Annotated in this window: 22 protein-coding genes; 13 read left to right on the forward strand and 9 right to left on the reverse strand. The window is 61.0% G+C overall.

Going from position 1 to position 26487, the window contains the following annotated elements; all coding sequences use genetic code 11:
- The first annotated feature begins 34 nt into the window (after positions 1–34).
- The 6 genes from ACPYOI_RS17225 (at position 35) to ACPYOI_RS17250 (ending at position 8148) form a co-directional block, all read left to right on the forward strand.
- Positions 35–2500 (forward strand): beta-mannosidase, encoded by a 2466-nt coding sequence (locus ACPYOI_RS17225; RefSeq protein ID WP_481418666.1) that lies wholly within the window; start codon positions 35–37, stop codon positions 2498–2500.
- Between the two features lie 42 nt (positions 2501–2542).
- Entirely contained in the window at positions 2543–3304 is a 762-nt protein-coding gene (locus ACPYOI_RS17230) for a sugar phosphate isomerase/epimerase family protein (protein ID WP_481418667.1), read from the forward strand.
- A 7-nt stretch (positions 3305–3311) separates the two neighbouring features.
- Positions 3312–4445, forward strand: a complete 1134-nt coding sequence (locus ACPYOI_RS17235) for a Gfo/Idh/MocA family protein (protein WP_481418668.1) — start codon at positions 3312–3314, stop codon at positions 4443–4445.
- Between the two features lie 84 nt (positions 4446–4529).
- Positions 4530–5561 carry an L-glyceraldehyde 3-phosphate reductase gene (mgrA, locus tag ACPYOI_RS17240; RefSeq protein ID WP_481418669.1) on the forward strand — a complete coding sequence of 344 codons (1032 nt, stop codon included), beginning with the start codon at positions 4530–4532 and terminating at the stop codon, positions 5559–5561.
- Positions 5562–5794: 233 nt separating this feature from the next.
- Positions 5795–7408: a glycoside hydrolase family 43 protein gene (locus ACPYOI_RS17245; RefSeq protein WP_481418670.1), complete on the forward strand. Its 1614-nt coding sequence runs from the start codon at positions 5795–5797 to the stop codon at positions 7406–7408.
- Positions 7409–7812: 404 nt separating this feature from the next.
- Positions 7813–8148 (forward strand): RcnB family protein, encoded by a 336-nt coding sequence (locus tag ACPYOI_RS17250; protein WP_481419349.1) that lies wholly within the window; start codon positions 7813–7815, stop codon positions 8146–8148.
- 177 nt (positions 8149–8325) lie between these two features.
- Here the strand turns inward: ACPYOI_RS17250 and ACPYOI_RS17255 are convergent, their stop codons facing one another.
- Both ACPYOI_RS17255 and ACPYOI_RS17260 read right to left on the reverse strand, forming a co-directional pair.
- The gene (locus ACPYOI_RS17255; protein WP_481419350.1) at positions 8326–9201 is read right to left on the reverse strand and encodes a GNAT family N-acetyltransferase; all 876 of its coding nucleotides are present in this window, start codon (positions 9199–9201) and stop codon (positions 8326–8328) included.
- A 194-nt stretch (positions 9202–9395) separates the two neighbouring features.
- Positions 9396–10367, reverse strand: coding sequence for a zinc ABC transporter substrate-binding protein (locus tag ACPYOI_RS17260; protein ID WP_481419351.1), 972 nt, complete (start codon positions 10365–10367; stop codon positions 9396–9398).
- A 102-nt stretch (positions 10368–10469) separates the two neighbouring features.
- On the opposite strand from ACPYOI_RS17260, the gene znuC reads away from it, so the two are divergent.
- From znuC to ACPYOI_RS17275, 3 genes are read left to right on the forward strand one after another with little or no spacing between them, the layout of a single operon-like run.
- A complete protein-coding gene (gene znuC / locus ACPYOI_RS17265) occupies positions 10470–11333 on the forward strand; it encodes a zinc ABC transporter ATP-binding protein ZnuC (protein WP_481419352.1) in 864 nt (287 codons plus the stop codon).
- Positions 11326–12138, forward strand: coding sequence for a zinc ABC transporter permease subunit ZnuB (gene znuB / locus ACPYOI_RS17270; RefSeq protein ID WP_481419353.1), 813 nt, complete (start codon positions 11326–11328; stop codon positions 12136–12138). Before znuC ends, znuB begins: the two co-directional genes overlap by 8 nt.
- The gene (locus tag ACPYOI_RS17275; RefSeq protein WP_481419354.1) at positions 12135–12533 is read left to right on the forward strand and encodes a Fur family transcriptional regulator; all 399 of its coding nucleotides are present in this window, start codon (positions 12135–12137) and stop codon (positions 12531–12533) included. The genes znuB and ACPYOI_RS17275 overlap by 4 nt, the downstream gene beginning before the upstream one ends.
- 41 nt (positions 12534–12574) lie before the next feature.
- Here the strand turns inward: ACPYOI_RS17275 and ACPYOI_RS17280 are convergent, their stop codons facing one another.
- The 4 genes from ACPYOI_RS17280 to ACPYOI_RS17295 all read right to left on the reverse strand — a co-directional run bounded on the left by ACPYOI_RS17280 (position 12575) and on the right by ACPYOI_RS17295 (position 19546).
- Positions 12575–13105 (reverse strand): gamma carbonic anhydrase family protein, encoded by a 531-nt coding sequence (locus ACPYOI_RS17280; protein ID WP_481419355.1) that lies wholly within the window; start codon positions 13103–13105, stop codon positions 12575–12577.
- A gap of 10 nt (positions 13106–13115) precedes the next feature.
- Positions 13116–13814 carry a fumarylacetoacetate hydrolase family protein gene (locus ACPYOI_RS17285; protein WP_481419356.1) on the reverse strand — a complete coding sequence of 233 codons (699 nt, stop codon included), beginning with the start codon at positions 13812–13814 and terminating at the stop codon, positions 13116–13118.
- Positions 13815–13889: 75 nt separating this feature from the next.
- Entirely contained in the window at positions 13890–15872 is a 1983-nt protein-coding gene (locus ACPYOI_RS17290) for a CHASE2 domain-containing protein (RefSeq protein ID WP_481419357.1), read from the reverse strand.
- Complete coding sequence (locus ACPYOI_RS17295) at positions 15872–19546, reverse strand: FecR domain-containing protein (protein WP_481423118.1); 3675 nt, start codon at positions 19544–19546, stop codon at positions 15872–15874. Before ACPYOI_RS17295 ends, ACPYOI_RS17290 begins: the two co-directional genes overlap by 1 nt.
- A gap of 110 nt (positions 19547–19656) precedes the next feature.
- On the opposite strand from ACPYOI_RS17295, the gene ACPYOI_RS17300 reads away from it, so the two are divergent.
- The 3 genes from ACPYOI_RS17300 to dusA all read left to right on the forward strand — a co-directional run bounded on the left by ACPYOI_RS17300 (position 19657) and on the right by dusA (position 22428).
- Complete coding sequence (locus ACPYOI_RS17300; protein WP_481419359.1) at positions 19657–20196, forward strand: Pycsar system effector family protein; 540 nt, start codon at positions 19657–19659, stop codon at positions 20194–20196.
- Positions 20197–20241: 45 nt separating this feature from the next.
- Complete coding sequence (locus tag ACPYOI_RS17305) at positions 20242–21273, forward strand: L-idonate 5-dehydrogenase (protein WP_481419360.1); 1032 nt, start codon at positions 20242–20244, stop codon at positions 21271–21273.
- Positions 21274–21423: 150 nt separating this feature from the next.
- Complete coding sequence (gene dusA / locus ACPYOI_RS17310) at positions 21424–22428, forward strand: tRNA dihydrouridine(20/20a) synthase DusA (protein WP_481419361.1); 1005 nt, start codon at positions 21424–21426, stop codon at positions 22426–22428.
- 78 nt (positions 22429–22506) lie between these two features.
- Here dusA and ACPYOI_RS17315 read toward each other — a convergent pair whose 3' ends face one another.
- Both ACPYOI_RS17315 and ACPYOI_RS17320 read right to left on the reverse strand, forming a co-directional pair.
- On the reverse strand, positions 22507–22719 hold the full coding sequence (locus ACPYOI_RS17315; RefSeq protein WP_168830985.1) for a cold-shock protein: 213 nt from the start codon (positions 22717–22719) through the stop codon (positions 22507–22509).
- A 304-nt stretch (positions 22720–23023) separates the two neighbouring features.
- Positions 23024–23611, reverse strand: coding sequence for a hypothetical protein (locus ACPYOI_RS17320; protein WP_481419362.1), 588 nt, complete (start codon positions 23609–23611; stop codon positions 23024–23026).
- A gap of 856 nt (positions 23612–24467) precedes the next feature.
- Between ACPYOI_RS17320 and ACPYOI_RS17325 the strand changes: the two genes are divergently transcribed.
- Positions 24468–25046 carry a J domain-containing protein gene (locus tag ACPYOI_RS17325; RefSeq protein ID WP_481419364.1) on the forward strand — a complete coding sequence of 193 codons (579 nt, stop codon included), beginning with the start codon at positions 24468–24470 and terminating at the stop codon, positions 25044–25046.
- A gap of 13 nt (positions 25047–25059) precedes the next feature.
- Here ACPYOI_RS17325 and ACPYOI_RS17330 read toward each other — a convergent pair whose 3' ends face one another.
- Positions 25060–25950, reverse strand: a complete 891-nt coding sequence (locus ACPYOI_RS17330) for a reverse transcriptase domain-containing protein (RefSeq protein ID WP_481423119.1) — start codon at positions 25948–25950, stop codon at positions 25060–25062.
- Positions 25951–26487: the final 537 nt, after the last annotated feature.

The raw sequence follows: 26487 nt of genomic DNA on the forward strand, positions 1-26487 counted from the left end.
CGCATCCTCCCAGGCGGCCTACCAGGGTAATGTCATGACTTCCTTGCCGAAGAACGCCTCCAGTATCGATCTGTCCGGTGCCTGGCACCTCGCTTCCGCCGATGGCGAGATCAGGAGCGTGATGACGCTACCCGGCGACGTCCATACCGCGCTTCACTCCGCAGAACTCATTCCCGACCCGTATTTCGGCCGCAACGAAGAGCAGGTGCAGTGGGTTGCGCACAAGGACTGGGTGATCGAGCGGAGCTTTTCGCTACCGGACACCGAGGGCGACTGGTATCTCGATATCGATTACCTCGACACCGTCGCATCGGTCTTCGTCAACGGCTTGCTGGCACTCTCGGCTGACAACTGCTTCCGCCGCTACCGGCCGGATGTTTCAAGCATGCTGAAAGCGGGCGACAACACGATCCGCATCATCCTGCATTCGAGCATCACCGCCGGTGCTGAACGCCAGAGCAAGCAGCCTTTCTACGTTCCCTATCATCCGGGCAATTCACCGATCGCCAATGGCAATATGCTGCGCAAGGCGCAATGCCATTTCGGCTGGGACTGGAACATCGCCATTGCGCCGCTCGGCCTTTACGGAACGGTCGCGCTTCGGAAGCTCGAAACCGCTCGCATAGAGCACGTCACGACCCGCCAGATCCATAGTCTCGACGGCAGCGTTCAACTGCAAGTCACGGCCACGCTCTTCGCGAAGAACCCGGGCATTGTGCCGGTGCATTTCTTGCTCGACGGCGAGCGCGTCCGTCTCGATGTCGGCGTCAACAGCGGTGAGACGACGATCAACCATGTCTTCGATATCGAGAAGCCCCGTCTCTGGTGGCCTTCCGGCAGCGGCGAACAGGCGCTTTATACGCTTTCCGTCGAGGTTCCGGGCGATACGGTAACGAAGCAGGTCGGCCTTCGCACCATCGAGCTCGTCACCACGCCGGATGCTGCCGGAAGCCGTTTCGCTTTCAAGGTCAATGGCCGCGAAATCTTCTGCCGCGGTGCGAACTGGATTCCAGCGGATGCGCTGTTTTCGCGCTCGTCTCCCGGAAAGACGGAGGACCTGCTGCGGTCGGCGAAAGCCGCCAACATGAACATGATTCGCGTCTGGGGCGGCGGCTTCTACGAGCAGGATTATTTCTACGATCTGTGCGACCGCCTCGGCCTCATGGTCTGGCAGGACTTCATGTTCGCCTGCAATCTCTATCCTTCGACGGAGGATTTCCTCGAGAACGTCGCGCATGAGGTCGAGTATCAGGTCAAGCGGCTGTCCTCGCATCCGTCGATCGCGCTCTGGTGCGGCGACAACGAGCTAGTTGGCGCGCTCACATGGTTCGACGAGCCGAAGAAGGATCGGGACCGTTACCTCGTTTCCTACGATCGTCTGAACCGCACCATCGAGCAATCGTTGAAGAAGGCGCTTCCCGGCGCGCTGTGGTGGCCGTCGAGTCCTGCCTCCGGCTATCTCGATTTCGGCGATGCCTGGCATGCCGACGGCTCCGGCGACATGCATTACTGGTCGGTCTGGCACGAGAATAAGTCGTTCGACAATTACCGGACGGTCAGGCCGCGCTTCTGCTCCGAATTCGGCTTCCAATCCTACACATCGCTGCCGGTCATCAAGACCTATGCAGACGCGAAAGACATGAACGTCGCCTCGCCGGTCATGGAGCTGCACCAGAAAAATGCCGGCGGCAATGAGCGCATCGCCAGCACCATGTTCCGTTACTTCCGCTTCCCGAAGGACTTTCCGAATTTCGTCTATCTGAGCCAGATCCAGCAGGGCCTCGCGATAAAGACGGCGGTGGAATACTGGCGCTCGCTCAAGCCGCATTGTATGGGCACGATTTACTGGCAGCTCAACGACACCTGGCCGGTCGCGTCCTGGTCCAGCCTCGATTATGGCGGCCGCTGGAAGGCGATGCACTATCTCGTCAGGCGCTTCTTCCAGCCGGTCGCAGTCGCCGCCATTCCGAGCGAGGACGGCAAGACGATCCTGTTGTCACTGGTCAATGACACGCTTTCCGATATCAGCGTCGATCTTTCGATCTCGATCCTGACGATGAAGGGCGAGCGCCGGCACCTGAAGGATGTTCAGGCTGTCTGCACGACCGATGCTGCCGTGACGGCAACAACGGTCGAGATGGCGGATATCCCTGCCGGCACGCTGCTCGCCTGGCACTTTAGCGCCTCGAACGGCATGGGCGGCGAGGGGCATTACGTTCACGGCACCTACAAGGCGCTGGAGCTCGAACCTGCCGGACTGCAGGTGACTCGCGAATATGTCGAGGAGGACGGCTCGGTTTGCCTCAACGTCACCGCCAAGGGACTGGCGCTCTTCGTGATGATCGAGACCGATTCCGACGGCAAGTATTCTGACAATGCCTTCGATCTGGCGGCCGGCGAGACCCGCCGCATCACCTTCACACCGGCGCAGCCGCTCGAAGGCGACGAGTTGCCGGAATTCCGTTTCTACGACCTGCATTCTTGCCAGTCCGTGGATTGATCCTGATTCAAATGAATGGGCACGAGGCCCGAGGAGGATAACATGACCAAACTAAGTTTTCAGCTTTACAGCGCCCGCAATTTTCAGCCCTATTCGGCGATCCTCGAAAAGCTCGGCAAAGCCGGCTATTCGGAAGTCGAAGGTTTCGGCGGCATGTATGCTGATCTCGATGACGCCGGTCTCAAGAGCCTGCGTGCCGATCTCGACAAGAACGGCCTTGTGATGGCCACCGGCCATTTCAGCCCGGATCTCCTCGACGGCGACGTCAAGAAGTCGCTGAACATTGCCAAGACACTCGGCATGGATTCGATCTATGCGCCGCATTTGGCCGCCGATAAGCGCCCGGCGGACAGCGCCGGCTGGCTCGCCTTCGGCAAGCGCCTGCACGAGATGTCGAAGCCCTACAAGGATGCCGGTTATGAATTCGGCTGGCACAATCACGACTTCGAACTCGTGAAGCTCGCCGACGGCTCGCTGCCGATCGAGCGCATTTTCGAAGGCGCGCCTGACATTTCGTGGGAGGCGGATATTGCCTGGGTGGTTCGCGGCGGCGCCGATCCCTACGCCTGGATCGAGAAGCTCGGGTCCCGCATCACCGCCGTTCACGTCAAGGACATCGCTCCATCAGGCGAGAACACGAACGAAGACGGCTGGGCCGACGTCGGTCACGGTACGCTTGCCTGGGCGAAGCTGATTACGGCGCTCAAAGGCACCAAGGCGAAGCACTACGTGGTCGAGCACGACAATCCGAGCGACGTCGATCGCCTGATCGCCCGCTCGATCGCATCCTTCAAAACCTATTGAGGACAACATGACCAAGGAACTTGGCGTCGGCATCATCGGATGCGGCAACATCTCCACTACGTACTTTTCGCTTGCCCCGCTGTTCAAGGGCCTGAAAATTCTCGCCTGCGCGGATATCAATGTGCAGGCAGCGGAATTGCGCGCCGAGGAATACGGCGTCAAGGCGCAGACGATTGAGGGACTTCTCGCCAATGACGAGATCGAGGTCGTCGTCAACCTGACGATCCCGGATGCGCACTATCCGGTCTCGAAGGCCGCTCTTGAAGCCGGCAAGCATGTCTATTCCGAAAAGCCGCTTGTGCTGACGCTGGAGCAGGGCGAGGACCTGCGCCGCATTGCCAAGGAGAAGAAGCTCTCCGTCGGCTGCGCTCCGGACACTTTCCTCGGCGGCGCACATCAGCTCGCCCGCAAATATATCGACGAGGGCGGCATCGGCCGCATCACCTCGGGCACGTGCAACGTGATGAGCCCGGGCATGGAGATGTGGCATCCTAATCCGGACTTCTTCTTCCTACCCGGAGGAGGTCCGATCCTCGACCTCGGCCCCTATTACATCGCCAACCTGATCAACCTGATCGGCCCGGTGAGGCGCGTCGGTGCCATGACCTCGATGGCTTCCGAGACCCGGACGATTACCAGCCAGCCGCGCAACGGCGAGATCATTCCGGTCAAGACGCCGACGACGATCCAGGCGCTGCTCGAGTTCGTCAGCGGCGCGACGATCACCCTGACGGCGAGCTGGGATGTCTGGTCGCATCGTCACGCCAACATGGAGCTCTACGGCACCGAAGGTTCGCTCTATGTGCCGGACCCGAATTTCTTCGGCGGCGTTGTCGAGGCAAGCGGCCGCGACAAGGAGATCAAGCCGCTGGAAGCCTGGGAACATCCCTTCGGCATCTTCAACCAGGAAAGCCCGAGCGGCCCGCGCGCCAACTACCGCACCGCAGGTCTCGCCGACATGGCGATGGCCCTGATCGACGGCCGCGATGCGCGCTGCTCGCTCGACCGCACGCTGCATGGCGTCGATGTCATGACCTCGATCCTGAAGTCGGGCGAGGAAGGCAGGTTCGTGGAACTCACCACGACGTGCACGCAGCCCGCGGCACTCGGCATCGAAGAGGCCCAGGCACTTCTGAAGTAGGGGCGCTCTTGAAGTAAGGCTTCAAACCACTATTGTCCCGCGCGGGCAGATCTGCCCGCGCGATTTTCTTAAAGGACTAGGACCATGAGCTGGCAACCGGCTTCCGACCGCTATTCGAACATGAAATATAACCGCACGGGCCGTTCCGGCCTGAAGCTGCCTGCCGTCTCCCTCGGCCTCTGGCACAATTTCGGCGGCGACACGCCGCATGACCGCAAGGTCGACATGTGCCGCACGGCCTTCGATCTCGGCATCACCCATTTCGACCTTGCCAACAATTACGGCCCGCCTCCCGGCTCCGCTGAGACCGCCTTCGGCGAAATCATGCGCACGGATTTCGCGGGCCTGCGCGACGAGCTGATCATCTCGTCCAAGGCCGGTTACGACATGTGGCCGGGCCCTTACGGCGAGTGGGGCAGCCGCAAGTATCTGATCGCCTCCTGCGATCAGAGCCTGAAGCGCATGGGCCTCGACTATGTCGACATCTTCTATTCGCACCGCTTCGATCCGGACACCCCCCTGGAAGAAACCTGTGGCGCACTGGATCACATCGTTCGCTCCGGCCGCGCGCTCTATGTCGGCATTTCCTCCTACAACTCCCAGCGCACCCGTGAAGCGGCTCAGATCCTCAAGGATCTCGGAACGCCGTGTCTCATTCACCAGCCGAGCTATTCCATGCTCAACCGTTGGGTCGAGGACGACAAGCTTCTCGATGCGCTGGACGAGGTCGGCATGGGCTCGATCGTCTTTTCGCCGCTGGCGCAAGGCATGCTGACGGCCAAGTATCTGGGCGGCATTCCGGAAGACAGCCGCGCGGCGCAGAACCACTTCCTGAAGCGCGATTTCATCCGTCCGTCGATCATCGACAACATCCGCAAGCTCAACGAGATCGCCGAGAAGCGCGGCCAGACGCTGGCGCAGATGGCGATCGCCTGGGTGCTGCGCGGCGGCCGGGTCACCTCGGCGCTGATCGGCGCCAGCCGCTCGTCGCAGATCGTCGATTGCGTCAAGGCGCTCGATAATCTCGAGTTTACCGCGGAAGAACTGAAGCAGATCGATGTCTACGCCAAGGAGGCCGACATCAACCTCTGGGCCAAGTCCGCAGAGCGCGAATAAGCAAGAGGCGGGGGAGCTTGATGCAACGGGTTGCAACAAGCTCCCTCATTCCTGTGCTTGTCACAGGAATCCAGCCGCCGCGCGTCTGCGCGGCGAGAAAGGTCCTTTCACCCCAAAGACTTGGGCTGGCTGGATCTCTGTGACGAGCACAGAGATGAGGGCGGCTAGATTGGAGGCCGCGACCTGTCGCTGTTGATGTACGTATAGCAAACTTGCCGGAGGAGGAGCCGTCAATGATCCGCAACCCTATTCTGCCGGGTTTCAATCCCGATCCATCCATCTGCCGCGTCGGCGAGGACTACTACATCGCCACCTCGACCTTCGAATGGTATCCCGGTGTGCAGATCCATCACTCGCGCGACCTGGTGAACTGGACGCTGGTGCGGCGGCCGCTGGAGCGCAGGTCGCAGCTCGACATGCGCGGCAACCCGGACAGCTGCGGCATCTGGGCGCCATGCCTGTCTTATGCCGATGGGTTGTTCTGGCTGGTCTATACCGACGTCAAGCGCTTCGACGGCAACTTCAAGGACGCGCATAATTACATCGTGACGTCGCCGACGATCGAGGGCGAGTGGTCCGAACCGGTCTACGTCAATTCCTCGGGCTTCGACCCGTCGCTCTTCCATGATGACGACGGCCGCAAGTGGTTCGTCAATATGCAGTGGAACCATCGCACCGAAAGCTATGGCGGCGCGCCGAAGCACCCTGCCTTCGACGGCATCCTGCTGCAGGAATGGAATTCCGAGACGCGGGCGCTGAAAGGCCCGATCAAGAACATCTTCGCCGGCAGCCCGCTTGGACTTGTCGAAGGGCCGCATCTCTTCAAGCGCGATGGTTATTACTATCTGACGACCGCCGAAGGGGGCACCGGCTATGACCATGCAGTGACGATGGCGCGTTCGCGCAACATCGACGGTCCCTACGAGATGCATCCGAACATGTATCTCATCACATCCAAGGATAATCCGGAGGCCGTGCTGCAAAGGGCAGGGCACGGGCAGTATGTCGAGACGCCCGATGGCCAGGTCTATCACACCCATCTCTGCGGCCGGCCGCTGCCGCCGAAGCGCCGCTGCACGCTCGGTCGTGAAACCAGCCTGCAGAAATGCGTCTGGAAGGACGATGGTTGGCTCTATCTCGAAAACGGCACGACGGTTCCTGATGTCACCGTCCCGGGACTGGGCGGCGCCGAGCCGATCGAAAAGCCGCGGCGGCGGGAATACAATTTCGACAGTCCTCAATTGCCGATCGATTTCCAGTGGCTGCGCACGCCGCAGCCGGAGCGCATCTTCAACCTGACCGAGAGGCCGGGCCATTTGCGCTTGATCGCCCGCGAAAGCATCGGCTCGTGGTTCGAACAATCTCTCGTCGCCCGTCGACAGGAGCACCACCGCTTCAGGGCGGAGACCGTCGTGGAATTCGATCCGGATACCTATCAGCAGGTCGCCGGCCTGACGCATTACTACAACAGGCACAAGTTCCACGCCATTGCCGTGACGCTGCACGAGAAGCTCGGCGGCTGCGTCACGATCCTGTCCTGCAATGGAGATTATCCTGATGGCCGCCTGACCTTCCCGGCCGAAAGCGGCGTTGCCCTTCCGGCCGAAGGTCGCGTCCAGCTTTCGATGGAAATCCGCGACAACGACCTGCAGTTCTTCTGGCAGACGGAAGGCAAGGGGGCCTGGCACCCGATCGGCCCTGTGCTCGACGCGGGTGTCGTTTCCGATGAAGGCGGGCGCGGCGAACACGGCTCCTTCACCGGTGCCTTTGCCGGCGTCTTCGCCTTCGATACGTCGGGCAGGGCAAAGACCGCCGATTTTGATTGGTTCAATTACGACGAGCTTTGAGGCGGGAGGATTTGTGGCGGCTCGCTCGGGATGGGCATTCTGCCTGTCTCTCGCGATAAAAGTGTCTGGGCCATAACTCGATCATCAGGACGATCGCCGATGCGTGGGCCAAGAATTTGGTCCGCGTCGATCTCAGCGTTCGCGCGGACGACGAGCGTTCAACCCCGCTCTATGACGGGTAGGCTTCCTGAGGGTGGGGCGGGCGCCGGGACGTCGCCTGCGCCGGCCGGCGCCATCCTGACCTCGTCAACATGGCTCTGCTCTTCCGTTAGGTAATTCCTATATTCAACATTAGTAAGTTTTGATAAATCTTTATTTGGATTACAGAAGTTTAATTTAAATTTCAGATTCGGTTCATCTTTCTGGAGGTAATTTCGGGGCGTGTTCAACACGAGGAAACCCCAGTGAAAAAGTTCTTCGCCGCTCTTCTCTCCGCCTCCTTCCTGCTGTCGCCGATCGTTGCTTCGGAAGCCAGCGCCAACGACAATCGCCGCCCTGTGATCGTCCATAAGGACGTTCATAAGGACGTCCACAAGACGGTCGTGGTCAAGAAGTACCGCTGGACGAAGGGGCACCGCATGACTGCCGCCGAACGCCGTCATATGGCCGAGGTCCGCGATTATCGCCGCTATCGCCTGTCGGCTCCGCCGCGCGGCTATCACTGGGTGAAGGCCGACAACGACTTCCTGCTCGTTGGCGTCGCCACCGGCATCATCACGAGCATCATCGCCGCCCAGTAAGGGTGCCAATACCGGCTGATCAGATAAGGGGCGGCATGATTGCCGCCCCTTTTTATTTCCGAACTAAAGTCGTGAGTGCCACTTACCGACAGAGGTGAGGATTGCGCGATGAGCCGCCCTCTCGCCTCTGTCGCGGGTCGAGCGGCACCGACAATGCCTCGCTAGCGCCGCTCTCGTTTAAAGGCGCTTTTCAAAGAACGTGTCCGGGTATGGGTCATCATTGAAGCGGTCGATTTCATTCCAGCCGGTTCCTCGATAAAGCTGCGTTGCCTCGGGCAGCGCACTATTCGTATCCAGCCGGAGAACCTTAACGGACAGCTCACGGGCGATGCTCTCGGCGGCCGTCATAAGACGTTTTGCGAGCCCAAGCCCACGCGCAGATGGAGCGACCCAGAGTCTTTTGATCTCCGCGACCTCGCCGCCACTGCCTTTCAACCCAAGACAGCCGATCGGCAGGCCATCTGACATTGCCACCAGGAACGCACCGCGCGGACTTATCATATCGTCGGCGTCGGGATCGCGAGAAAGCGATACATCGAACCCCTTCTCGAAGCGGCGTGCAAGTTCGGCGTAGTATTCGTTCAGGCAATACCTGGCGTCCTCGTGCCGAGGGTCCTTCACCTCAAGTGTGATTTGGTCACGTCTAAGCGAGGAAGCGACAATATCCATGGCGCGCAGCAGCTCTTCAGGGCGGCAATGGCGCGCCAGAAGCGCCTTCGCCTGCGCATTGGAAAGCGCTTCATAAGCCTGAAACTCGGAACGGCCGGCTTCGGTCAATCTGGCAACGCGGCGGCGGGCATCCTGAGGATTCGGTACCGTCTCGATGAGACCCTCCTCTTCCAGACTGCGCAGCAGACGACTCATCAAGCCCGAGTCGAGACCGAGATAGTCGCGGATCACCGCAACATCCGATTGCCCCTGGCCGATCGAATTGAGGACGCGAGCTGCGCCCAGCGGACGGCCGCGTCCGAGGAAGGACGTATCGAGAGCGCCGACTTCGGAGGTGACGGCACGGTTAAAGCGACGAACACGAGAGACAGGATCATAAGCCATATTATCTGACTTAGGTCAGATAATTGATCCTGTCAATCGAAGCGCGCGAAGAGCACGCGTTCCTTGCCGGTCAGAGGCTTTTGCCACGGCTCCTTCGGGCCGCAAGCTGCGCGAGGTGGGCATTGCCACCTTATGATGCTTCTCTCTGCTCAGGCTCGCTTTCGCAGTTCCGTTCGCCCGCGATGTAACGCCGCTCAGCTCGCGCGCGAGAGGCAATCCTTCATGCTGTTGGCAATGCCGCGCATCAGCGTGAAGTAAAGATCGGGACCGGCCTTTAGTGTTGCTGCTTCCGGATCGAGAACGCCGGGCTTCGCTTTCGTGCCTTCGATGACGACATCGACGAGGCGCGGCTCGAATTGCGGTTCGGCGAAGACGCAGGTGGCGCCGAGGTCGGCAACCTTCTTGTGAATTTCCGACACGCGCTCGGCGCCGGGGATGGTCTCCGGGCTTACCGTGATGGAGCCGGCAACGCGGACCGCATAGCGGTGCTCGAAATACTGGTAGGCATCATGGAAGACGATGAAAGGCTTGTCCTTCACCGGCGCGACGATGCCGCTGATTTCCGCGTCCAGTGCGTCGAGCTTGTCGTCGAGTGCCTTAGCGTTGGCCTGGTAGGTGAGCGCGTTGGCGGGATCGGCGGCAACCAGTGTGGTGGTGATCTCTTCAGCCATCGCCTTGGCATTCATCGGGTCGAGCCACAGATGCGTGTCGAATTCGCCATGACCGTGATCGTGATCGCCATCCGCCTGCTCGTCATGATCATCGCCAGCGTCCGCTTCGTCGCCGTCATCGTGCGGTTCGAAGGCGCCGCCTTCGCGGAACTTCAGCTTCACGAGGCCCGGCGCATTCTCCAGTTCGGCAATGCTTGCATTGGCACCCAGCGATTCCAGCGGTTTTTCGAGAAATGCCTCGAGGCCCGGCCCCACCCAGAAGATCACCTTGGCATCCTGCAGAATGCGGGCGTTTGAGGGCTTTAGATTGTAGGTGTGCGGGGAGGCCGCGCCGTCGACGATCAGTTCCGGCGTGCCGACGCCCTCCATGATCGCTGAAACCAGCGAATGGATGGGTTTGACCGACGTCACGACAACCGGCGCATCGGCTGCCTGGGATGCCCGCGCGATCAGCAACGCGGGGATCGCGAGGAAAAGGCTCCTGGCCAATTTCATGTTCATGCTCCGGTTGAATTACTGCTGTAATGTTATTACATCAATTGCGTAATGCTATAACGTGTGCGATAGCAGGAAGCAACCACAGTCTCGGAAAATATGATGTTATTTCGCGCAACCTCTGCCTCGAAGCCGCTGGTTTCCCTCAGCAATGTCGGCGTCCGGCGCGGCGGTCGCTGGCTCGTTCGCGGCGTGGATTTCTCCGTCGCGCGCGGAGAGATCGTCACCCTGATCGGTCCGAACGGATCCGGAAAGTCGACCAGCGCCAAGGCCGCAATCGGCGTGTTGAAGCCCGACGAGGGCACGGTGGAACGGGCAAGCGGTCTGAGGGTCGGCTACGTGCCGCAGAAGCTCGCCATCGACTGGACGATGCCGCTCACCGTCCGCCGTCTCATGACGCTCACCGGTCCGCTGCCGGAGGGTGATATGATTGCCGCGCTCGAAGCGGCGGGCATCGCCCATATGCTGAATGCCGAGGTGCAGCACCTTTCCGGCGGTGAGTTCCAGCGGGCGCTGATGGCCCGCGCCATTGCCCGCAAGCCCGATCTGCTTGTGCTCGATGAGCCTGTTCAGGGCGTCGATTTCTCCGGCGAGATTGCGCTCTACGACCTCATCAAGCAGATCCGCAACTCCTCCGGCTGCGGCATCCTGTTGATCTCTCATGACCTTCACGTCGTCATGGCCGAGACGGACACTGTCATCTGCCTAAACGGCCATGTCTGCTGCCGCGGTACGCCCGAGGCGGTGAGCCAGAGCCCGGAATATGTCCGGCTCTTTGGCAGCCGCGCGGCAAAAACGCTTGCCGTCTACAGTCACCATCACGACCACACACACCTGCCGGGTGGCCGCGTCTTGCATTCGGATGGTTCGGTGACCGAACACTGCCATCCGGGTGACGGCCATCATCACGATCACGATCATTCCGGTCACGATCACGATGACCATGCGGGAGAGCGCCATGTTTGACGATTTCTTCGTCCGCGCCATCCTCGCCGGCGTCGGGCTGGCGCTCACCACCGGGCCGCTGGGCTGCTTCATCATCTGGCGGCGCATGGCCTATTTCGGCGATACGATCGCCCATTCGGCGCTACTCGGCGTCGCGCTGTCTCTGCTCTTTGAGTTCAACCTCACGCTCGCGGTCTTCAGTGTCGCGGCGACGGTCTCGATCCTGCTGCTCTTCCTGCAGAAGCGCCAGGCACTGTCCGCGGACGCGCTTCTCGGCATCCTGTCTCACGCGACGCTCGCGATCGGCCTCGTCATGGTCGCCTTCATGACCTGGGTGCGGATCGACCTCATCGCCTTCCTGTTCGGCGACATCCTTGCCGTCTCGAAGACCGATATCGCGCTGATCTGGGGCGGCGGGCTCGTCGTTGTCGCCGCCATCGCATGGCTTTGGCGGCCGCTGCTTGCCTCGACCGTCAATCCCGAACTCGCGGAGGCGGAAGGGCTGCAGCCGGAGCGGGCGCGGCTCTTCTTCATGCTGCTGATGGCCGTTGTCATCGCCATCGCCATGAAGATCGTCGGCATCATGCTGATCACGTCGCTGCTGATCATTCCGGCTGCTGCGGCTCGCCGGTTCTCTCCGACGCCGGAGGTCATGGCGGTTCTCGCGTCGCTGATCGGCGCGGTCGCGGTCGTCGGCGGCCTGTTCGGCTCGCTCACCTATGACACGCCGTCCGGTCCGTCGATCGTGGTCGCGGCACTCATATTGTTCATCCTCACCCTGCTGCCGCGGCTGGGGCGCAAGGAAGCGCAAGGACAGGGCTCATGAACGCACCGCAACTGACCAAGAACCAGGCGCTGGTCTTCGACGTGCTTGCAAAGGCCGACGGGCCGCTCAGCGCCTATACGATCCTCGACAAATTGCGCGACTACGGCTTTCGCGCGCCGTTGCAGGTCTATCGCGCGCTCGACAAGCTGCTCGAATACGGCGTCGTGCACCGGCTTGAGAGCATCAATTCCTTCGTCGCCTGCGCTCATCCCGACGAGAACTGCCACAGCCACGGCACCGTTGCCTTCGCGATCTGCGAAAGCTGCGGGCATGTCATCGAGTTCCACGACCACGAGGTCGATCACCGGCTGATGAACTGGACGCGCGGCAAGAAATTCAAGGCTGAGAAGACCACGATCGAGATCCGGGGTCTCTGCGAGACCTGCGCCGCCTAGCGCAATTCTTGAGAAGGCGGTTGCCGTCCGGAAACGCGAGGCTAGTCGATCCGCTTGAGGTCGCGGGCGAAGCGTTGCCAGTTGGCGACATATTTCTCCGCCGAGCGCCGCAACCCCTCGATCGCCTTTTCGTCGAGCGTCCGCAGCACGCGGGCGGGCGAGCCGACGATTAGCGAGCCATCCGGAAACTCCTTGCCTTCCGTCACCAGGGCGTTGGCGCCCACAAGGCAATTATTGCCGATCTTGGCACCGTTCAAAATCGTCGCCCCCATGCCGATCAGCGAGTTGTCGCCGATGGTGCAGCCGTGGATGATCGCGTGATGGCCGATGGTGCAGCCTTCGCCGATCGTCACCGGAAAGCCCGGATCGGTGTGCAGCATGGCGCCTTCCTGAATATTCGTATTCCTGCCGACGCTCACCGGTTCGTTATCGCCGCGAAGTACGGCGCCGAACCAGATGCCGACGCCCTCGCCAAGCTCCGTTTTGCCGATCACATGCGCATCCGGCGCGATCCAGTAGAGCCCGCGCGCTGGCAGTTTCGGCGACCATCCTCCAAGCGCGTAGAGGGGCATGGCAACCTCCTCAGGCGACCGACACGGACAGCGTCGCGATTCCGTCGATGCCGCATTCGACGCGATCGCCCTTCTTGACGGCGCCCACACCTGCCGGCGTACCGGTCATGATGACATCGCCCGGCGCCAGGATGAAGAGCTTGGAAAGCTCGGCTATGATTTCCGGCACCTTCCAGATCATCTGATTGAGATTGCCGTCCTGGACGCGTTGGCCGTTGTGGTCGAGCCAGATGCGGCCTGCATCCGGATGGCCGAGGCCGCTTGCGGGCACGATGGCCGAAACTGGCGCCGAAAATTCGAAGGCCTTGCCGACTTCCCACGGGCGGCCGAGCTTCTTTGCCTCTGCCTGCAGGTCGCGGCGGGTAAAATCGATGCCGACGGCATAGCCATAGATGCAGTCGCGCGCCTTATCGACAGGAATGTCCTGGCCGCCGGACTTCAGTGCCAGCACGCATTCAGCCTCGTAATGCACGTCGTTCGAAAGCGGCGGATAAGGAAAGGGCTTGCCGGGCGGGAGAAGGTTGTCGGCGTTCTTCTGGAAGAAGAAAGGCGGCTCGCGGCTCGGATCATGGCCCATCTCGATGGCGTGATCGGCATAATTGCGTCCGACGCAATAGACCCTGCGCACCGGGAAGAGGTCGCTGCTGCCTTCGATCGGAAGCAGGACGGGCTGAGGAAGAGGGATGACGGTGGCGGGGCTTACAGACATCGGACGGCTCTTGCTGTTATTTGAGTCCCGCGATCTTAAACGGAAAATCGCAAGCGGGGGAAGCGCTCCCGGCGATTATCCCTCATAACCCGAAATCTCTGCCTGAACGATCATGTAATAGGCCGCAAGTTCGGGGATCATCTTCGGCAGTGCGTCGAAGGCGGGATCGTCCGGAGCAAGTTTCCCGGCATATTTCGCCTCGACGAAAGCCTGATGCGCGGCAAGGGCGGCAGCATCGGCATGGTGCAAGACCGTGAAGATCGGCGCGGGCACGGTCTTGCCCTTGACGACCACGCGGTCAAGCTCGGCGATCATGTATCTGTCGGCCACGTCTTTTGCGGTCTGCTCGCCGAGAAGCAAGGCAACCCCGTAGTTCTTCGAGGCACCTTCCAGCCGCGAGGCCAGATTGACCGAATCCCCGAGGCAGGAATAGTCGAACCGCCTGTTCGAGCCCATGTTGCCGACGACGCATTCGCCGGTGTTGATGCCGACGCCCATCTTCAGCATATGCGCCGTCCCGCCGCTTGCCGCCGCCTCCGCCTCGAGCTGCCTGTTGAGGGCCGCGATCGCCTCCTGCATCGCAAGCGCGGCCGCCACGGCATGCAGCGCATGGTCCGGGTCGTCGAGCGGCGCATTCCAGAAGGCCATGATGCAGTCGCCCATATATTTGTCGATCGTCCCGCCGTGGTCCATCACGACGTCGGAGAGCGGCGTCAGCAGGCGGTTGATCAGGCCGGTCAATTGCTCCGGATCGTCCTTCAGCGTCTCGGCGATGGTCGTGAAGCCGCGGACGTCGGAAAACAGGACCGAAAGCGTGCGCCGCTCGCCGCCGAGCTTCAGTTGTGACGGATCCTCGGAAAGCCGCTTGACGAGATCAGGGGAGATATACTGCGAGAAGGCGCGGGTGATCTGCCTTTTGGTGCGACGCTCTTCGGCAAAGTCGAAAGCGGCCTGCCCGAACGCGACGGAGAGATAGGCAACGCTCGGTCCGAGCGGCGATACGAAGATGTGACCGAAGCGGATACCGACATAGCTCAGCGCCGCAAAGACGCCGATGGCGACCGCTGCCGCGGCCAGGGTCCGCCATCCTGTCGAGCGCCAGACCGTCAATGCCGCAAGCACGGCGGCAACGAGGATAGCAGACGCGACGAGAGGCAGCCCAGCCTCGTCGATTGAAAGGCCTTGTACGATGTTGTCGTAGATCGTCGCCTGGATCTCGACGCCGGCGACCAGCTTGCCGGTATGCACCGTATAGGGCGTCGCAAAGGCATCGGCGCCGCCCTTGTCGATTTCCGGCGCGTTCTGAAGGCTTAGCCCCACCAGCACGACACGGTCCCTGAAGTAATTCTCCGGCAGGAAATTCTCAGGATCGAGCGCCTGATAATAGGACACCGTCGGGTAGCTCCGCGCCGGTCCGAAGGACTGTATGAGAGCATCGGCAGGCAGGTCGCCGGTGGCTTTGCCGGCTGCCTGCGCCAGGGTAATGGCAAAGCCATCGGGATAAGGCGGGATATTGCGGAATACTCCGTCGCCGCCGAGGGTGATCGAGGCGATGCCTGTTCTCGCCCCCGCTTCGGTCAGTTGCGGCAATGGCGTGGCGCGAACCAGCTGGTCGGCCTGCGGTGTCTGGATCAGCGTCTCGTCGCCGGCAAGCACGACATCCGGCCCGACGGCCGCGGTAATCGCCGCATCGTTTTCCGGCGAAGACGGCTCGGCCATGATGATGTCGAGCCCGATCGCCTTGGCGCCGGCGGCGCGCAACTGCTTGACCAACCGGGCATGCAGGCTGCGCGGCCAGGGCCACTGCGCATTGATCTCCGCAAGCGACGGCTCGTCGATCGCCACGATCACCGGTGCGTCCGCAGGCGGCAACGGATCATCGGCCGTCGAAAGATAGTCGAACGTTCGCAGTTCCAGCAGCGTCCAGGCTGGCAAACGCGAAAGCAGCGAGATCGTGATGAGCGTTACAAGCACCAGCACCGCCAGCCGCACCGGCCGGCTGCTGAACGGCCAGCCGGGTTGGCGTAACCGACGCCCGGGTTCCGCCGGCGCAATCATCAGAAGCGGACTTTGAGGCTGGCTTTGACCGCGCGGCCCCAGCCTGGGACACCCGGCGCCACCTCGAAATCGTCGTCGAGAAGGTTGAAAGCGGCGGCCTCCAGGGCAAAGCGCTTGTCGAGCGGTTCCCAGATGAGATTGGCGTCGAGCGTCCAGTAGTCGTCGAGATGGACTTCGCCCAAAAACGCGTCAATGCCCTCACGCTCGCCGACATAGTTTGCCGCCACGGTGGCCTTGACATTGACTTCGTTGACCCAGGTGAGAGCCAACTGCCCGGATTTCTCCGGCACGTAAGGGAGTGATCCTCCGAATGTCGGGCTCGTGGGATCGTTGTCCTTCGAATCCGCATAGGCGACGGTTGCCGACACTCCGAATCCATACCCTAAGGCAATGTTGGTGGTGGCACTCACGCGATCGATGCGGCCATCATCAATCGCGGTGCCGGTAGTGAAGACGAGCGGAGGTAGAAAAATGAAGGGCGCGCCTGTCGGATAGGCCAGGTTGAGGTCGCGAATTTCCTGATGCTGGTAGTCGACGGTCGTAAACAGGTAGTCTGTCCATTGCGCATCCCATTGCAGGGCGATCGTGTCCGTGTAGCCGTCGATACCGATAAACGGCACGTTGGATTGCAGGCCGAGGACTCCGATAGGCGAAAGCGTGGGCGAGCCGAAGTCGAAGCTCTGGCGCATGAATGCGGCGCGCAACCATTGGCCATCGGCGGGCGCCCAGGCCACGCCGATGCGCGGCTCTAGCCGGCTGGAGTCAACCGTCTCTCCATCCATGAGAGTGCCAAAAAGGGCATATTCCGCCTTAAGATCGGGTGTTATCTCGTGAAGTAGGTCGACGTAAGCCCTTCCGATGCCGATTTTTTCATCGACGGCGTTTGTGAGCGGAATGCCAGCGAACTCGTCTGTTGCCTTCACATCGACAAAACCGCCTTCAATGCCATATCGCCAGGTGAGTTCGTCATCGCCGTATAGGTGATTGATGGCAGCGATGTAGCTTTTTTGCGAAGCGCTAGCGATTCTCTCTGCTACCAGTGGAAAAGTAACCACCTGCCTAAGATCTTGGTCTGCGTCTGTATAGAAGGCGGCAGCATTCAAGACATTGCGGTAGCCAAAGGTATGGCTCCAGCCAAGGCCAGCCGCCGTCGCCTTCGTATCGCTGTCGCCGTTCTGCTCAAAGGGTGCCAATGGGATCGCCAGGTCTTGATCTATTTTGCCATCGGCGTGGTTTGCATAGAGCACGAAACGATCATCGGGATTTGGCGTGGCGGTCAGATAGGCGTTGCCCGACAGGGTGCGAATGTCACCACTGGAGTTGACCGGCCCGAGGCCGCCGCCGGCAAAGGAGCGGTCTTGGCCTTCCGTCGGAATCTCATCCCACGTAACATTCGCAAAGCCGCTGACTGGGAAGGGCTCATTGGCAAAGCCTTGAATTTCAGCCTCTCCGATCGGCTTGGTTTCCCCGGCGGAATTGATGACGCCCGCGCCGAGCGAGCCTTCCAGGAATGGCCGTCTCAGAAGATTGGCCGAACGGGATCGTCCCGACAGCATATGCGGATCCAGCAGCAGCCCTTGCAGCAGCGAGGAGAAGCTGTTCGACGTGAGCTTGTAGAGATCAATCTCGTCGTCGAAGATCTCGGTATTGGCGAACGGCCTGATATTGCCGCGGATCGATTGGTCGACATATCCGCTGCCGGCGAAGGGATCGAACACCGCATCGCCATAGTAGCGGCCCCACGCGTTCAGCCCCTGCAGACGGAAGGCGTTGTTCAGCGTCGATCCGGCGTCCTGGTTGGCGCCCAGCGAGCCGTAATGGCCTCCGCGAGCCTTGGACCGGCGCAGGAACTCCTGAGCATATCGGATGGCGCCGTCCGCGTCGTAATCGTCGATGGCGACGGCGGTGCGAAAGTTCGAAATCACCGGATCGTTCTTGTCGAGCCGATCGGCGTTGTCGAGCGCCTGGTTCGACGGGTCGCGATCGCCATTTTCGTAATGACCGGCAGCGAGCATCAGCTGGGCTTGCGAATAGGCGGGATTTGCGGTCGAGGCGGCCAGCAGGTCGTCGATCGCCTTGTCCATCTCGCCCGTCTGCAGGTAGTAGCGTCCGCGCGCCAGAAGCGCGATATCGAAGGCCGGGTCGGCGGCAAGAGCAAGGTCGATTTCGCGCTTTGCCTCCTTCATGCGAGACTGGTCGAGATAGAGGATCGCGAGGTTTGCGTGGCCGATCGGGTCGTCGGGATCGAGTTCGATGGACTTCTTGAGTGCGGCTTCAGCTTCGCGCGGCGCGCCGCGCACATCCTGCAGCAAGCCAAGGTCGTTCCAGGCCATGGATGAGCCTGGCGCCACCTTGATCGCAGCGTTCAGGTCCTCGAGCGCGTCATCGAGATTGCCTTCAAAATCGGCGCGCATGCGGGCGCGGGCCTGGAGCGCAGTGGGATCGGTGGGATCAATCGACAGCGATCGATCGATCGCCTCCTTCATCTGAATGCGGTCGTTGATCAGCATCGCCAGCTGCGCCCGCAAGGCGGGTAAGGTCGAATCGTTCGGATACCGCGCTTCCGCCTGCTTCATCGTCTCGATCGCGGCAGGGATGTCCTCCAGGAAACCGGCGGTATAGGCCTTCATCACCGCGGCGTAGGGGCCGGTGACGTTCGCCGGCGGCTTTTCGGCATGATTCGGATCGCGTAGCGAACGCGAATAATAACCGCCATAGGCCGCGATGCTGCGGCGTTCCGGGTCGAGTGCCGGTTGGGCTCGCGAGAACAATCTGGCGGCCTCGTCGTAACGTTTTTCGGCGCCGGCGATCAGCGCTTCGATCAGGTCGGCGCGGGCGCGCTGGGCGGCAGAAAGCTTCTCGGCGCGGGCTTTCGCCAGCGATTCGAGCGCCTTCTGCCGGCCATCGAGGGAAAGCTGCACTTCGGCAAGCGTCAGCCATTCCTCGGCGCTTCTTGCCGCCGGAGCCTTCGCTTCGATGCGGCTGCGCTCACTGCGCATTTTCTGCACGGGAAAAGGCGAGGCGGGCATAAAGGTGAAGCCGCTGCGCAGCGTCAGGTAAAACAGCATTTGTTCGCGATCGTCGGGGGTGACGATGACGAGCTTGCGCGGCGCCTGTCCGATGGTGGCGACAGCCCCTTCGCCTTGCCCGACTTCGACGCTGCCGTGCTCGTTTTTCAGCTCGACGCGGCCTTCCAGCACGATGAGCGACGTCTGGTCGCCCTTCACCGTCAAGGTCCAGTCGGTGCCGCGGATAGCGGCGGCGGCTGCGGGAGTCTCGACCGTGAGGCCCTGCCCGCCGCGCTGGGCGCGGGCCCACATGGTGCCGGATTGGAGATTGAGGATCGTTTCGCCAGTCGGCGCCATCCTCTTGACCTGCAGCGAGGAGTTCCGGCCGAGGCGGACTTGCGTGCGATCGGCGAAAAGGATTGCAAGCTGGCCGGTGGCATTGGTGCGCAGCACGTCGCCGCCCAGGAGATCCTGGTGCAGATCGACGTTTTGCCAGTTCGACAGGTCGACGAATCGAACTTCCTCGCCGATCTTGCGGTCGATGACAGAGCCAGCTGCAGGCGCCGGGCGCCGCATGGGCTCCGGCACCGCCGGAGACGCAACAAAAAATGCCGCCAGACACAACGCCGTAGCGGCGACCGCCGAATTGATAGATTTTCCCCTCATGTATAAAGCGTTTGTCTCTCTGAAGTTGAAAAGTCAAGGAGCGTTGCACGCGTGCTATTGCTTTGCTTGTGAAGTGTAATATCAGGGAAACACTTTGTGGGGGAAAGAACGTGACGGATTTTGAAAGTGCGAGCGAGCTGATGAAGAGTCATGCCTCGACGGAGGACATCAGCGCCGAGTATTTCGATCACATCAAGAAGATCAACGATATCTTTTACGACCAGGTGAAGATATCCGACCAGAAAGCGGCCTATATCTTTACATTCATGCTCGCCTTTCTCGTGAGCTCCAGCGAGGTGCGGGGCGTTTTTGCATGGGACAGGTATCTGCATGGCACGCCACAAAGCATGCTTTTCTCCGGATTGCTTGCCGGTGCCTCGGTGTTTTCGATCATATCTGCCATCCTGGTGGTCCTGCCGCGCCACGTGAACACGTCGACCTCGCTTTTCTGGGGCGCGTGGAGCAAACACCGGCCCCGGTTGTGGGACGCGGCTCTGCGCCGGGACGAGCTTTACCTCTTCGACGAATATCTGAACAACGCCGACATCCTCTCCGCGATTGCGCGCAGTAAATACCGTTGCGTGACACTCGCCTTCCGCGGTTTGATGGTGACGGTCATTGCCTACGTGCTGCTGCTTCTGGCAGTCTAAGGACGGTAGCTGCCAGCCGCTTCTTCAGGTTGCCGAGGTGAAGTCATGAAAGCCGTTGTCATTCACGCAGCCAAGGATCTCAGGCTCGAAGAGCGAGAAGAAGAAGCGCTTGCGTCTGGTCAGGTTGCGATCGCCATCGAAGCTGGCGGGATCTGCGGCTCCGACCTGCACTACTATAATCATGGCGGGTTTGGCGCTATCCGTATCCGCGAACCGATGATCCTCGGCCATGAGGTCGCCGGTACGATCAAAGCGGTCGGCGAAGGTGTATCCCGCCTCGCAGCCGGTGACCGGGTCGCCATCTCGCCGAGCAGGCCGTGCGGCAGCTGCGAATACTGCCTCAAGGGACACCAGAATCACTGCCTGAACATGCGTTTCTACGGCAGCGCCATGCCGATGCCGCACATTCAGGGGGCCTTCCGTCAGCGCCTCGTTGCCGAGGAATGGCAATGCCATAAGGTTGCCGAGGGCATATCCATAAACGAGGCCGCGTTGGCCGAACCCTTCGCCGTGACGCTCCACGCCGTCGCCCGTGCCGGGTCGCTTCTTGGCAAGCGTGTTCTGGTCAGCGGCTGCGGACCGATCGGCGCGCTTGCGATCATAGCGGCAAGGGCCCACGGCGCCCGCGAAATCATTGCCACCGACGTGATGGACGCCGTGCTCAAGAAGGCATTGTCGATCGGCGCCGACCGCGCGATCAATGTCGCCGATGATCCGCAGACGCTCGACGCCTATTCGACAAACAAGGGCTATTTCGACGTGCAGTTCGAGGCATCCGGCAACGAAAGGGCTGTCCGGTCGGGACTGGAAGTCCTGAAGCCGCGTTCGACCCTCGTCCAGCTCGGCCTGGGAGGGGATATCGCGATACCGCAGAATATAGTGGTGGCGAAGGAGATCGAAATGAAAGGCACCTTCCGCTTCCATGAGGAATTCGCCTTGTCTGTCGATCTCATCAATGCGCGACGGGTTGATCTGAAGCCTCTGTTGACGGGCTTGTTTCCCTTGGACGACGCGGTCGCGGCTTTCGAAGCGGCTGGCGATCGAAGCCGCAACATGAAGGTTCAGCTGGCTTTCTAGGGAATGGGCAATTCGCTTGGGATCGTCCAAGCGCTTGGGGTCCAGCATTTTACAGCTTGTGATCCAGAAGATCTTCGCCATATAGGCGGTTGAGTTATTGGTACTCACGCCAAGTGGCGAAGGCTTTGGAAGCAGGGAAGATAGAAATCGATGATTTACAAGCGCCCTGTTTTTGCCGTGGCACCGATGATCGACTGGACCGACCGCCACTGCCGGTATTTCCACCGGCAGATCAGCCGGAACGCGCTGCTCTATACCGAAATGGTGGTGGCGGATGCGATCATTCACGGGCCGCGGGAGCGGCTGCTGTCGTTTGATGCCGAGGAGCATCCGGTGGCCTTGCAGCTTGGCGGATCGGATCCGGCGAAGCTTGCCGAAGCGGTGCGGATCGCCGCGCCCTACGGCTACGACGAAATCAATCTCAATGTCGGTTGCCCGTCCGACCGGGTGCAATCCGGGACCTTTGGCGCCTGCCTGATGCTGACGCCGGAAGTGGTGGCGGAGTGCGTTGCGGCGATGAAGGCCGTCGCCACCGTGCCGGTGACGGTGAAGTGCCGGATCGGGGTGGACGAGCAGGAGCCGGAGGAGGCGCTGCCGGAACTCTTGACGCGGGTGCTCGACGCCGGAGCCGATGCGATCTGGATCCATGCCCGCAAGGCCTGGCTGAAGGGCCTGAGCCCGAAGGAGAACCGCGAGATCCCGCCGCTCGACTACGATATCGTCTACCGCATGAAGGCGCGCTGGCCGGAGGTCTTCATCGGCATCAACGGCGGCATCCAGACCCTCGACGAAGCTGCCGCCCATCTCGAGCATGTCGACGGGGTGATGCTGGGGCGGGCGGCCTATCAGAACGCCGGTATCCTTGCGGATGCCGATCACCGCTTCTTCGGCGCACCGGCGGCGGAGCCGGACTGGGAGGGGCTGCGCGACCGCATGATGGCCTATGCCGCGCGGCATATCGCAAGCGGCGGGCGGCTGCAGCACGTGGCGCGGCATATGGTGGGGCTATTTACCGGATTGCCGGGCTCGCGGCGCTACCGGCAGATCCTGTCGACCGATGCGGCGAAGGCAGGCGCTGGGCCGGAGGTGATTGCCGCGGCCTTCGCGGCGGTGGATCTTGCCGGCGCGAGGCGAGCAGAAGCCCTGAGCGCCTAGCATTCCGTCTCGGGTGCGGCTTTGCGAGCAGCTCCCAAGCAAAAACGGCGCCCCGAGAGGCGCCGTTCGTCAAGCCGATCAGTTGGCCTGGATGTTTACGGCCTTCGGGCCCTTGCCCATGCGGTCCGGCTCGGTGTCGAACGTGACCTGCTGGCCTTCGCGCAGCGACTGGATGCCGGAAGCCTGGAGAGCGGAGATGTGGACGAATACGTCCTTGGCGCCGCCGTCCGGAGTGATGAAACCAAAACCCTTGTCCTGGTTGAAGAATTTTACGACGCCTTTGGTGGCCATGTGGGATAGTCCTTTTCCCTTAGTCTGTTTTATTATCCACCCCCCCGAGAGGAAGCGGACGGCTTTCGCTTTCGTCCCGTCAGACCGGAACGAAGGGTCAGTCGGAGAAGTCACGTACGGGGAAAGAACGTCTACGCAGGCGGGGTTGATCCCGCGCCGCCTTCCGTCATGGAAGGCTTTACCACATCTGTCCAGTCACCGGCATGCTAATGCCCGAGTGCCGTAGTTGGTGACAGCATTTCGGTCAAAAAGCAAGCGGCAATATTGTGGCACGCCCGCATTCGAGCCAGGAAACGCCAAAGATTCAGTCACTTGACGAGTGGTTACTGGTGCCGGCCGAGGCTGCCCCATTTCCGGATTCCGTGCCGGAATGGCACTGCGCGGCCTGCGCCGCCCGCGCGCCGGCCTGCTTTCGAACCACCCGGTCCCGGAGGAAGGCACGGAACTCCGGCACGGCCGCATCGCTTTTCGGCAGCATCCTTGCGACGATCGCCACCGCCGCCCGGACGTTCTGCGGGTCCGCGCCAACCGCCAGCCGCTGCTCGAACCAGTCGCCGAGACCGCCGGGGACGACGTGCAGGCAGAGATGCTCGGCAAGCGCCAGCGCGGCATCGAAGGCGCGGCGCTCGTCCTCGTCGAGCAGGAGGACGCAGAGGAATTCTTCGGTGCGGGGATCGTCGATGGTGCAGCAGCGATAGCGGCGGCAGGCGCTCACCCGGCAGACGGTTTGCGGATGCCGCATCGCCTGCGCGGCAAACAGCGTCAGCGCCAGTCGCATGTCGGCGGTGATCTCTGGGAGGGGCAGGCGGCTTGTCCTGGGCCGGGTCCTGGGCATGGCTTCTCCTTCACGCGGCTCGTTCTCGCCCGTGGTGTGACCTGGAATTTCGCTCATGGCGCGCGGGCCACAAGCATCGGACGGGGCGCTCGAAAGAGCCTCATCTGTGTATGTTGTTCGTGGCACCATCGAGCGCCCCGTTCGGCGGTTTTTATCCGCAACTCCGGCCTCTCTGCTCGGATCCCGGCACCGCCGGTCCGTCTGTGTGCCCCACAGGCACGCCCGAAATCACCCGACCTAGCATTTGCGCCTGGCCGCCGTTTCGGAGGGAGACCATTTTCTGCGGACCCCGGCTGTAGGAGCTTACGTCGTTCTCCTGCAGCCGGCGCCGGTCCCGTCTCGCCGCGACGCCTCGCGGTGTATCCGTGACGGAACGGGGCGATGATGGCACAGGTTCGGTAGGCGCCGATGAAATGGGAGGGCGCCGATTGATTTTGCTCGGTTTTCGGCGTTTGTCGTGCACGGGGTTGCTCCCCCTCACCAACAAAATCTAAGCCTTGGCCGATGGCCAAGGGCAAGATTTTGTATCCTCTCCCCGAGGGGAGAGGAGGGGGCGGCGAGGGTGCCTTCTCCACCTCATCCCTGTGCTCGTCACAGGCATCCAGCCATGGCGCGTCGGCGCCGTGAATGACTCATTTGTCTCTTGTGAAGAGGTTCTTCGGCGCCCAAGGACTTGGGCGCACTGGACCCCGGATCAAGTCCGGGGTGACGGGAGAGTCGATGGCGGGGTGAAAGCGGTGGGGCATCCGCTTCGCCAATCCACAGGCCCTCCACAATTTTGTCCCGACCGGAGCCGAATATGGCGCGGCCGGGTGCTTCGGGCTTGATGCGCCCGGCGCGAGGCGGTAGGTCACGCGAGGGCGGGCAGGTGAAAGCAGAAGGACAGGTGAGCGGGTTGATCGATCCCTATGTGATGCTCGGAATTGACCGCGACGCAGGCGAGCAGGCGATCAAGAGCGCCTATCGCAAGGCCGCCAAGGGGGCGCATCCGGATTCCGGCGGCGACGTGGAGCATTTCGGCAAGCTGCAGACCGCCTACGAACTCTTGAAGGACCCGGTGCGCCGCCGCGTCTACGACGATACCGGCTACGACCCGGAGCTCGCCGACCCGAAGGACCTCGAAGGCGTGCTGATGCTGGAAAGGCTCGTCAACGACGTCATCCTCGACGAGCGCGAGCCCGGCAGCTTCGATCCGGTCGCCGCCATGCGCCGCAAGCTTTCCGACGACATCGTCAAGAACCGCTTCCACATCCTCGAACTGGAGCGCCACCGCAACCGCGTGCGCCAGCACATCGACCGCCTCGGCCGTCGTCCGGAAACCGACGTGCTCGGCTCCATGCTGCGGGCGCGGAGCCAGTCGATCACGGATGCAATCCGCAAGGCGGAAGGCCAGATCGAGGCGATCGAGCATGCGTATGAGATGCTGGAGGGGTACAGCTACGAGCTGGAGGCGCTGGTGATGGTGGAGCAGCGGGGGGAGGCTGCGGAGTAGGCAACGCTACCGTCTATAGGGTCCGTACCTTTTTTCCGGCAAGAAACATCGCCTGTGTGGACGGAATCCCAAACACCATCGTTCGAGTGCTTTGATCGCTTGCGGCAAGCATGCGGGTTACAGCTGCCTCATAATCTGAGATTTGTTTACTAATGAAATCATCAAGTTGTTTGAACGGCTGATCGTCTGTGCAGAAGGCAAATGCTTTTTGCCAGCCGTAGATTTTCTTCCCTATTGAATCCAATGTAGCAGTTCGAGAGAGCTTTGCATGGAGCAGTTTGCCGGTTCGAAGCGTTCCTTTGATTGCTGACTTCGAATCTGAGAGTGAATTCGTGACGGCCTCTTTGAGGCGTGTGATTGATGCCGTACTAGGAACACAACGTTTAGGCTGGATGGTGCACCCAAGAAAATTGATGGCTTTGCTGCACTCACCTCGAGCTGCCTTGTCGCTGCCTTTGCTCGGGGTGTAGAGCCCGAATCCAAAAGACGTTAACTTTGCTTCCGCATGATGGATTGCCGCATCTAAGATCTCTTTATCGCTCGCAACCATGAGAATGTCGTCAATATAGCGTACTGCTGTGACTCCCATCTTATTCAGTTCATGGTCCATCTCGTACAGTAATACGTTTCCAGCAAACGCGGAGAGAGAAGATCCCTGTGCAACCCCGATTCCGCCTTGAGGGAAGAGATTCGCATATCCCTGTAGCTCGTCCTCGTTTGCCAAATGAACCGCCAGTCCCTTCTCGAAGAGATCAGCTAGCGCGTCATCCTTGGTTTCTGCGCGCACGAAGTCCACAACCTTCGCGGTAGGTATTTTCGTGAAGAAAGCTTTGATATCAGACTGATAGTAGTACTTCGCACCTGAATCAATTGCTTCACGGACAAGCTTGATCGCTGGTGACACTCCTCCATATGGGTAGATCAGTCCTCCTACGCCAAACCGCGATCGATTGACGTCATTTATCCTCCCGAGACGCTCGTCACGTTGTATTTCATATCGGGTGTCTTGCTTGTGTAAGGTCCATGGCCACACGAGGTTGTAGAACCTGTAAGATTGCCCGTTGGACCACTCGGTTCTTAAGCGTAGCAATTGCGATTGGACGCGGGTCTTTTCCCGCAGCAATTCGCTTCCGTGCGTCTTTCAGAACGCCTTTTACCGGATCAAATGTAAAGCGGCTCTCGCGAAGCTGAGAAATGATACGGCGCAGATGTCGTTGGTGAGCGTGCTCGAATTCTGATGCGGCCCCACGGATTTCATCGTTCTGAGACGACAATGCGCTCCGTTTTACGTGTCGCCATGCCGAAAAGATGTTCTGCTCTGCCCTTACGTCCTGAATTAATGTTGCCATGTATTATCCGCTCGGGTCCCCGTACATACTATCCCGACCGTTGACAGGCACCCCATCCACTGCGCACGGCAGAGCCGCGACGACAGACACCT

The organism is Rhizobium sp. SVR5-2C, assembly GCF_056755115.1.

Coding starts and splice junctions, on each gene's coding strand:
- ACPYOI_RS17285 (WP_481419356.1), bottom strand. CDS start 13,814: ATGTCTGTAAGCCCCGCCACCGTCATCCCTCTTCCTCAGCCCGTCCTG.
- ACPYOI_RS17245 (WP_481418670.1), top strand. CDS start 5,795: ATGATCCGCAACCCTATTCTGCCGGGTTTCAATCCCGATCCATCCATC.
- ACPYOI_RS17235 (WP_481418668.1), top strand. CDS start 3,312: ATGACCAAGGAACTTGGCGTCGGCATCATCGGATGCGGCAACATCTCC.
- ACPYOI_RS17280 (WP_481419355.1), bottom strand. CDS start 13,105: ATGCCCCTCTACGCGCTTGGAGGATGGTCGCCGAAACTGCCAGCGCGC.
- ACPYOI_RS17320 (WP_481419362.1), bottom strand. CDS start 23,611: ATGAGCGAAATTCCAGGTCACACCACGGGCGAGAACGAGCCGCGTGAA.
- ACPYOI_RS17225 (WP_481418666.1), top strand. CDS start 35: ATGACTTCCTTGCCGAAGAACGCCTCCAGTATCGATCTGTCCGGTGCC.
- ACPYOI_RS17260 (WP_481419351.1), bottom strand. CDS start 10,367: ATGAAATTGGCCAGGAGCCTTTTCCTCGCGATCCCCGCGTTGCTGATC.
- ACPYOI_RS17290 (WP_481419357.1), bottom strand. CDS start 15,872: ATGATTGCGCCGGCGGAACCCGGGCGTCGGTTACGCCAACCCGGCTGG.
- ACPYOI_RS17305 (WP_481419360.1), top strand. CDS start 20,242: ATGAAAGCCGTTGTCATTCACGCAGCCAAGGATCTCAGGCTCGAAGAG.
- ACPYOI_RS17255 (WP_481419350.1), bottom strand. CDS start 9,201: ATGGCTTATGATCCTGTCTCTCGTGTTCGTCGCTTTAACCGTGCCGTC.
- mgrA (WP_481418669.1), top strand. CDS start 4,530: ATGAGCTGGCAACCGGCTTCCGACCGCTATTCGAACATGAAATATAAC.
- ACPYOI_RS17230 (WP_481418667.1), top strand. CDS start 2,543: ATGACCAAACTAAGTTTTCAGCTTTACAGCGCCCGCAATTTTCAGCCC.
- znuB (WP_481419353.1), top strand. CDS start 11,326: ATGTTTGACGATTTCTTCGTCCGCGCCATCCTCGCCGGCGTCGGGCTG.
- dusA (WP_481419361.1), top strand. CDS start 21,424: ATGATTTACAAGCGCCCTGTTTTTGCCGTGGCACCGATGATCGACTGG.
- ACPYOI_RS17315 (WP_168830985.1), bottom strand. CDS start 22,719: ATGGCCACCAAAGGCGTCGTAAAATTCTTCAACCAGGACAAGGGTTTT.
- ACPYOI_RS17295 (WP_481423118.1), bottom strand. CDS start 19,546: ATGAGGGGAAAATCTATCAATTCGGCGGTCGCCGCTACGGCGTTGTGT.
- znuC (WP_481419352.1), top strand. CDS start 10,470: ATGTTATTTCGCGCAACCTCTGCCTCGAAGCCGCTGGTTTCCCTCAGC.
- ACPYOI_RS17275 (WP_481419354.1), top strand. CDS start 12,135: ATGAACGCACCGCAACTGACCAAGAACCAGGCGCTGGTCTTCGACGTG.
- ACPYOI_RS17325 (WP_481419364.1), top strand. CDS start 24,468: ATGCTCGGAATTGACCGCGACGCAGGCGAGCAGGCGATCAAGAGCGCC.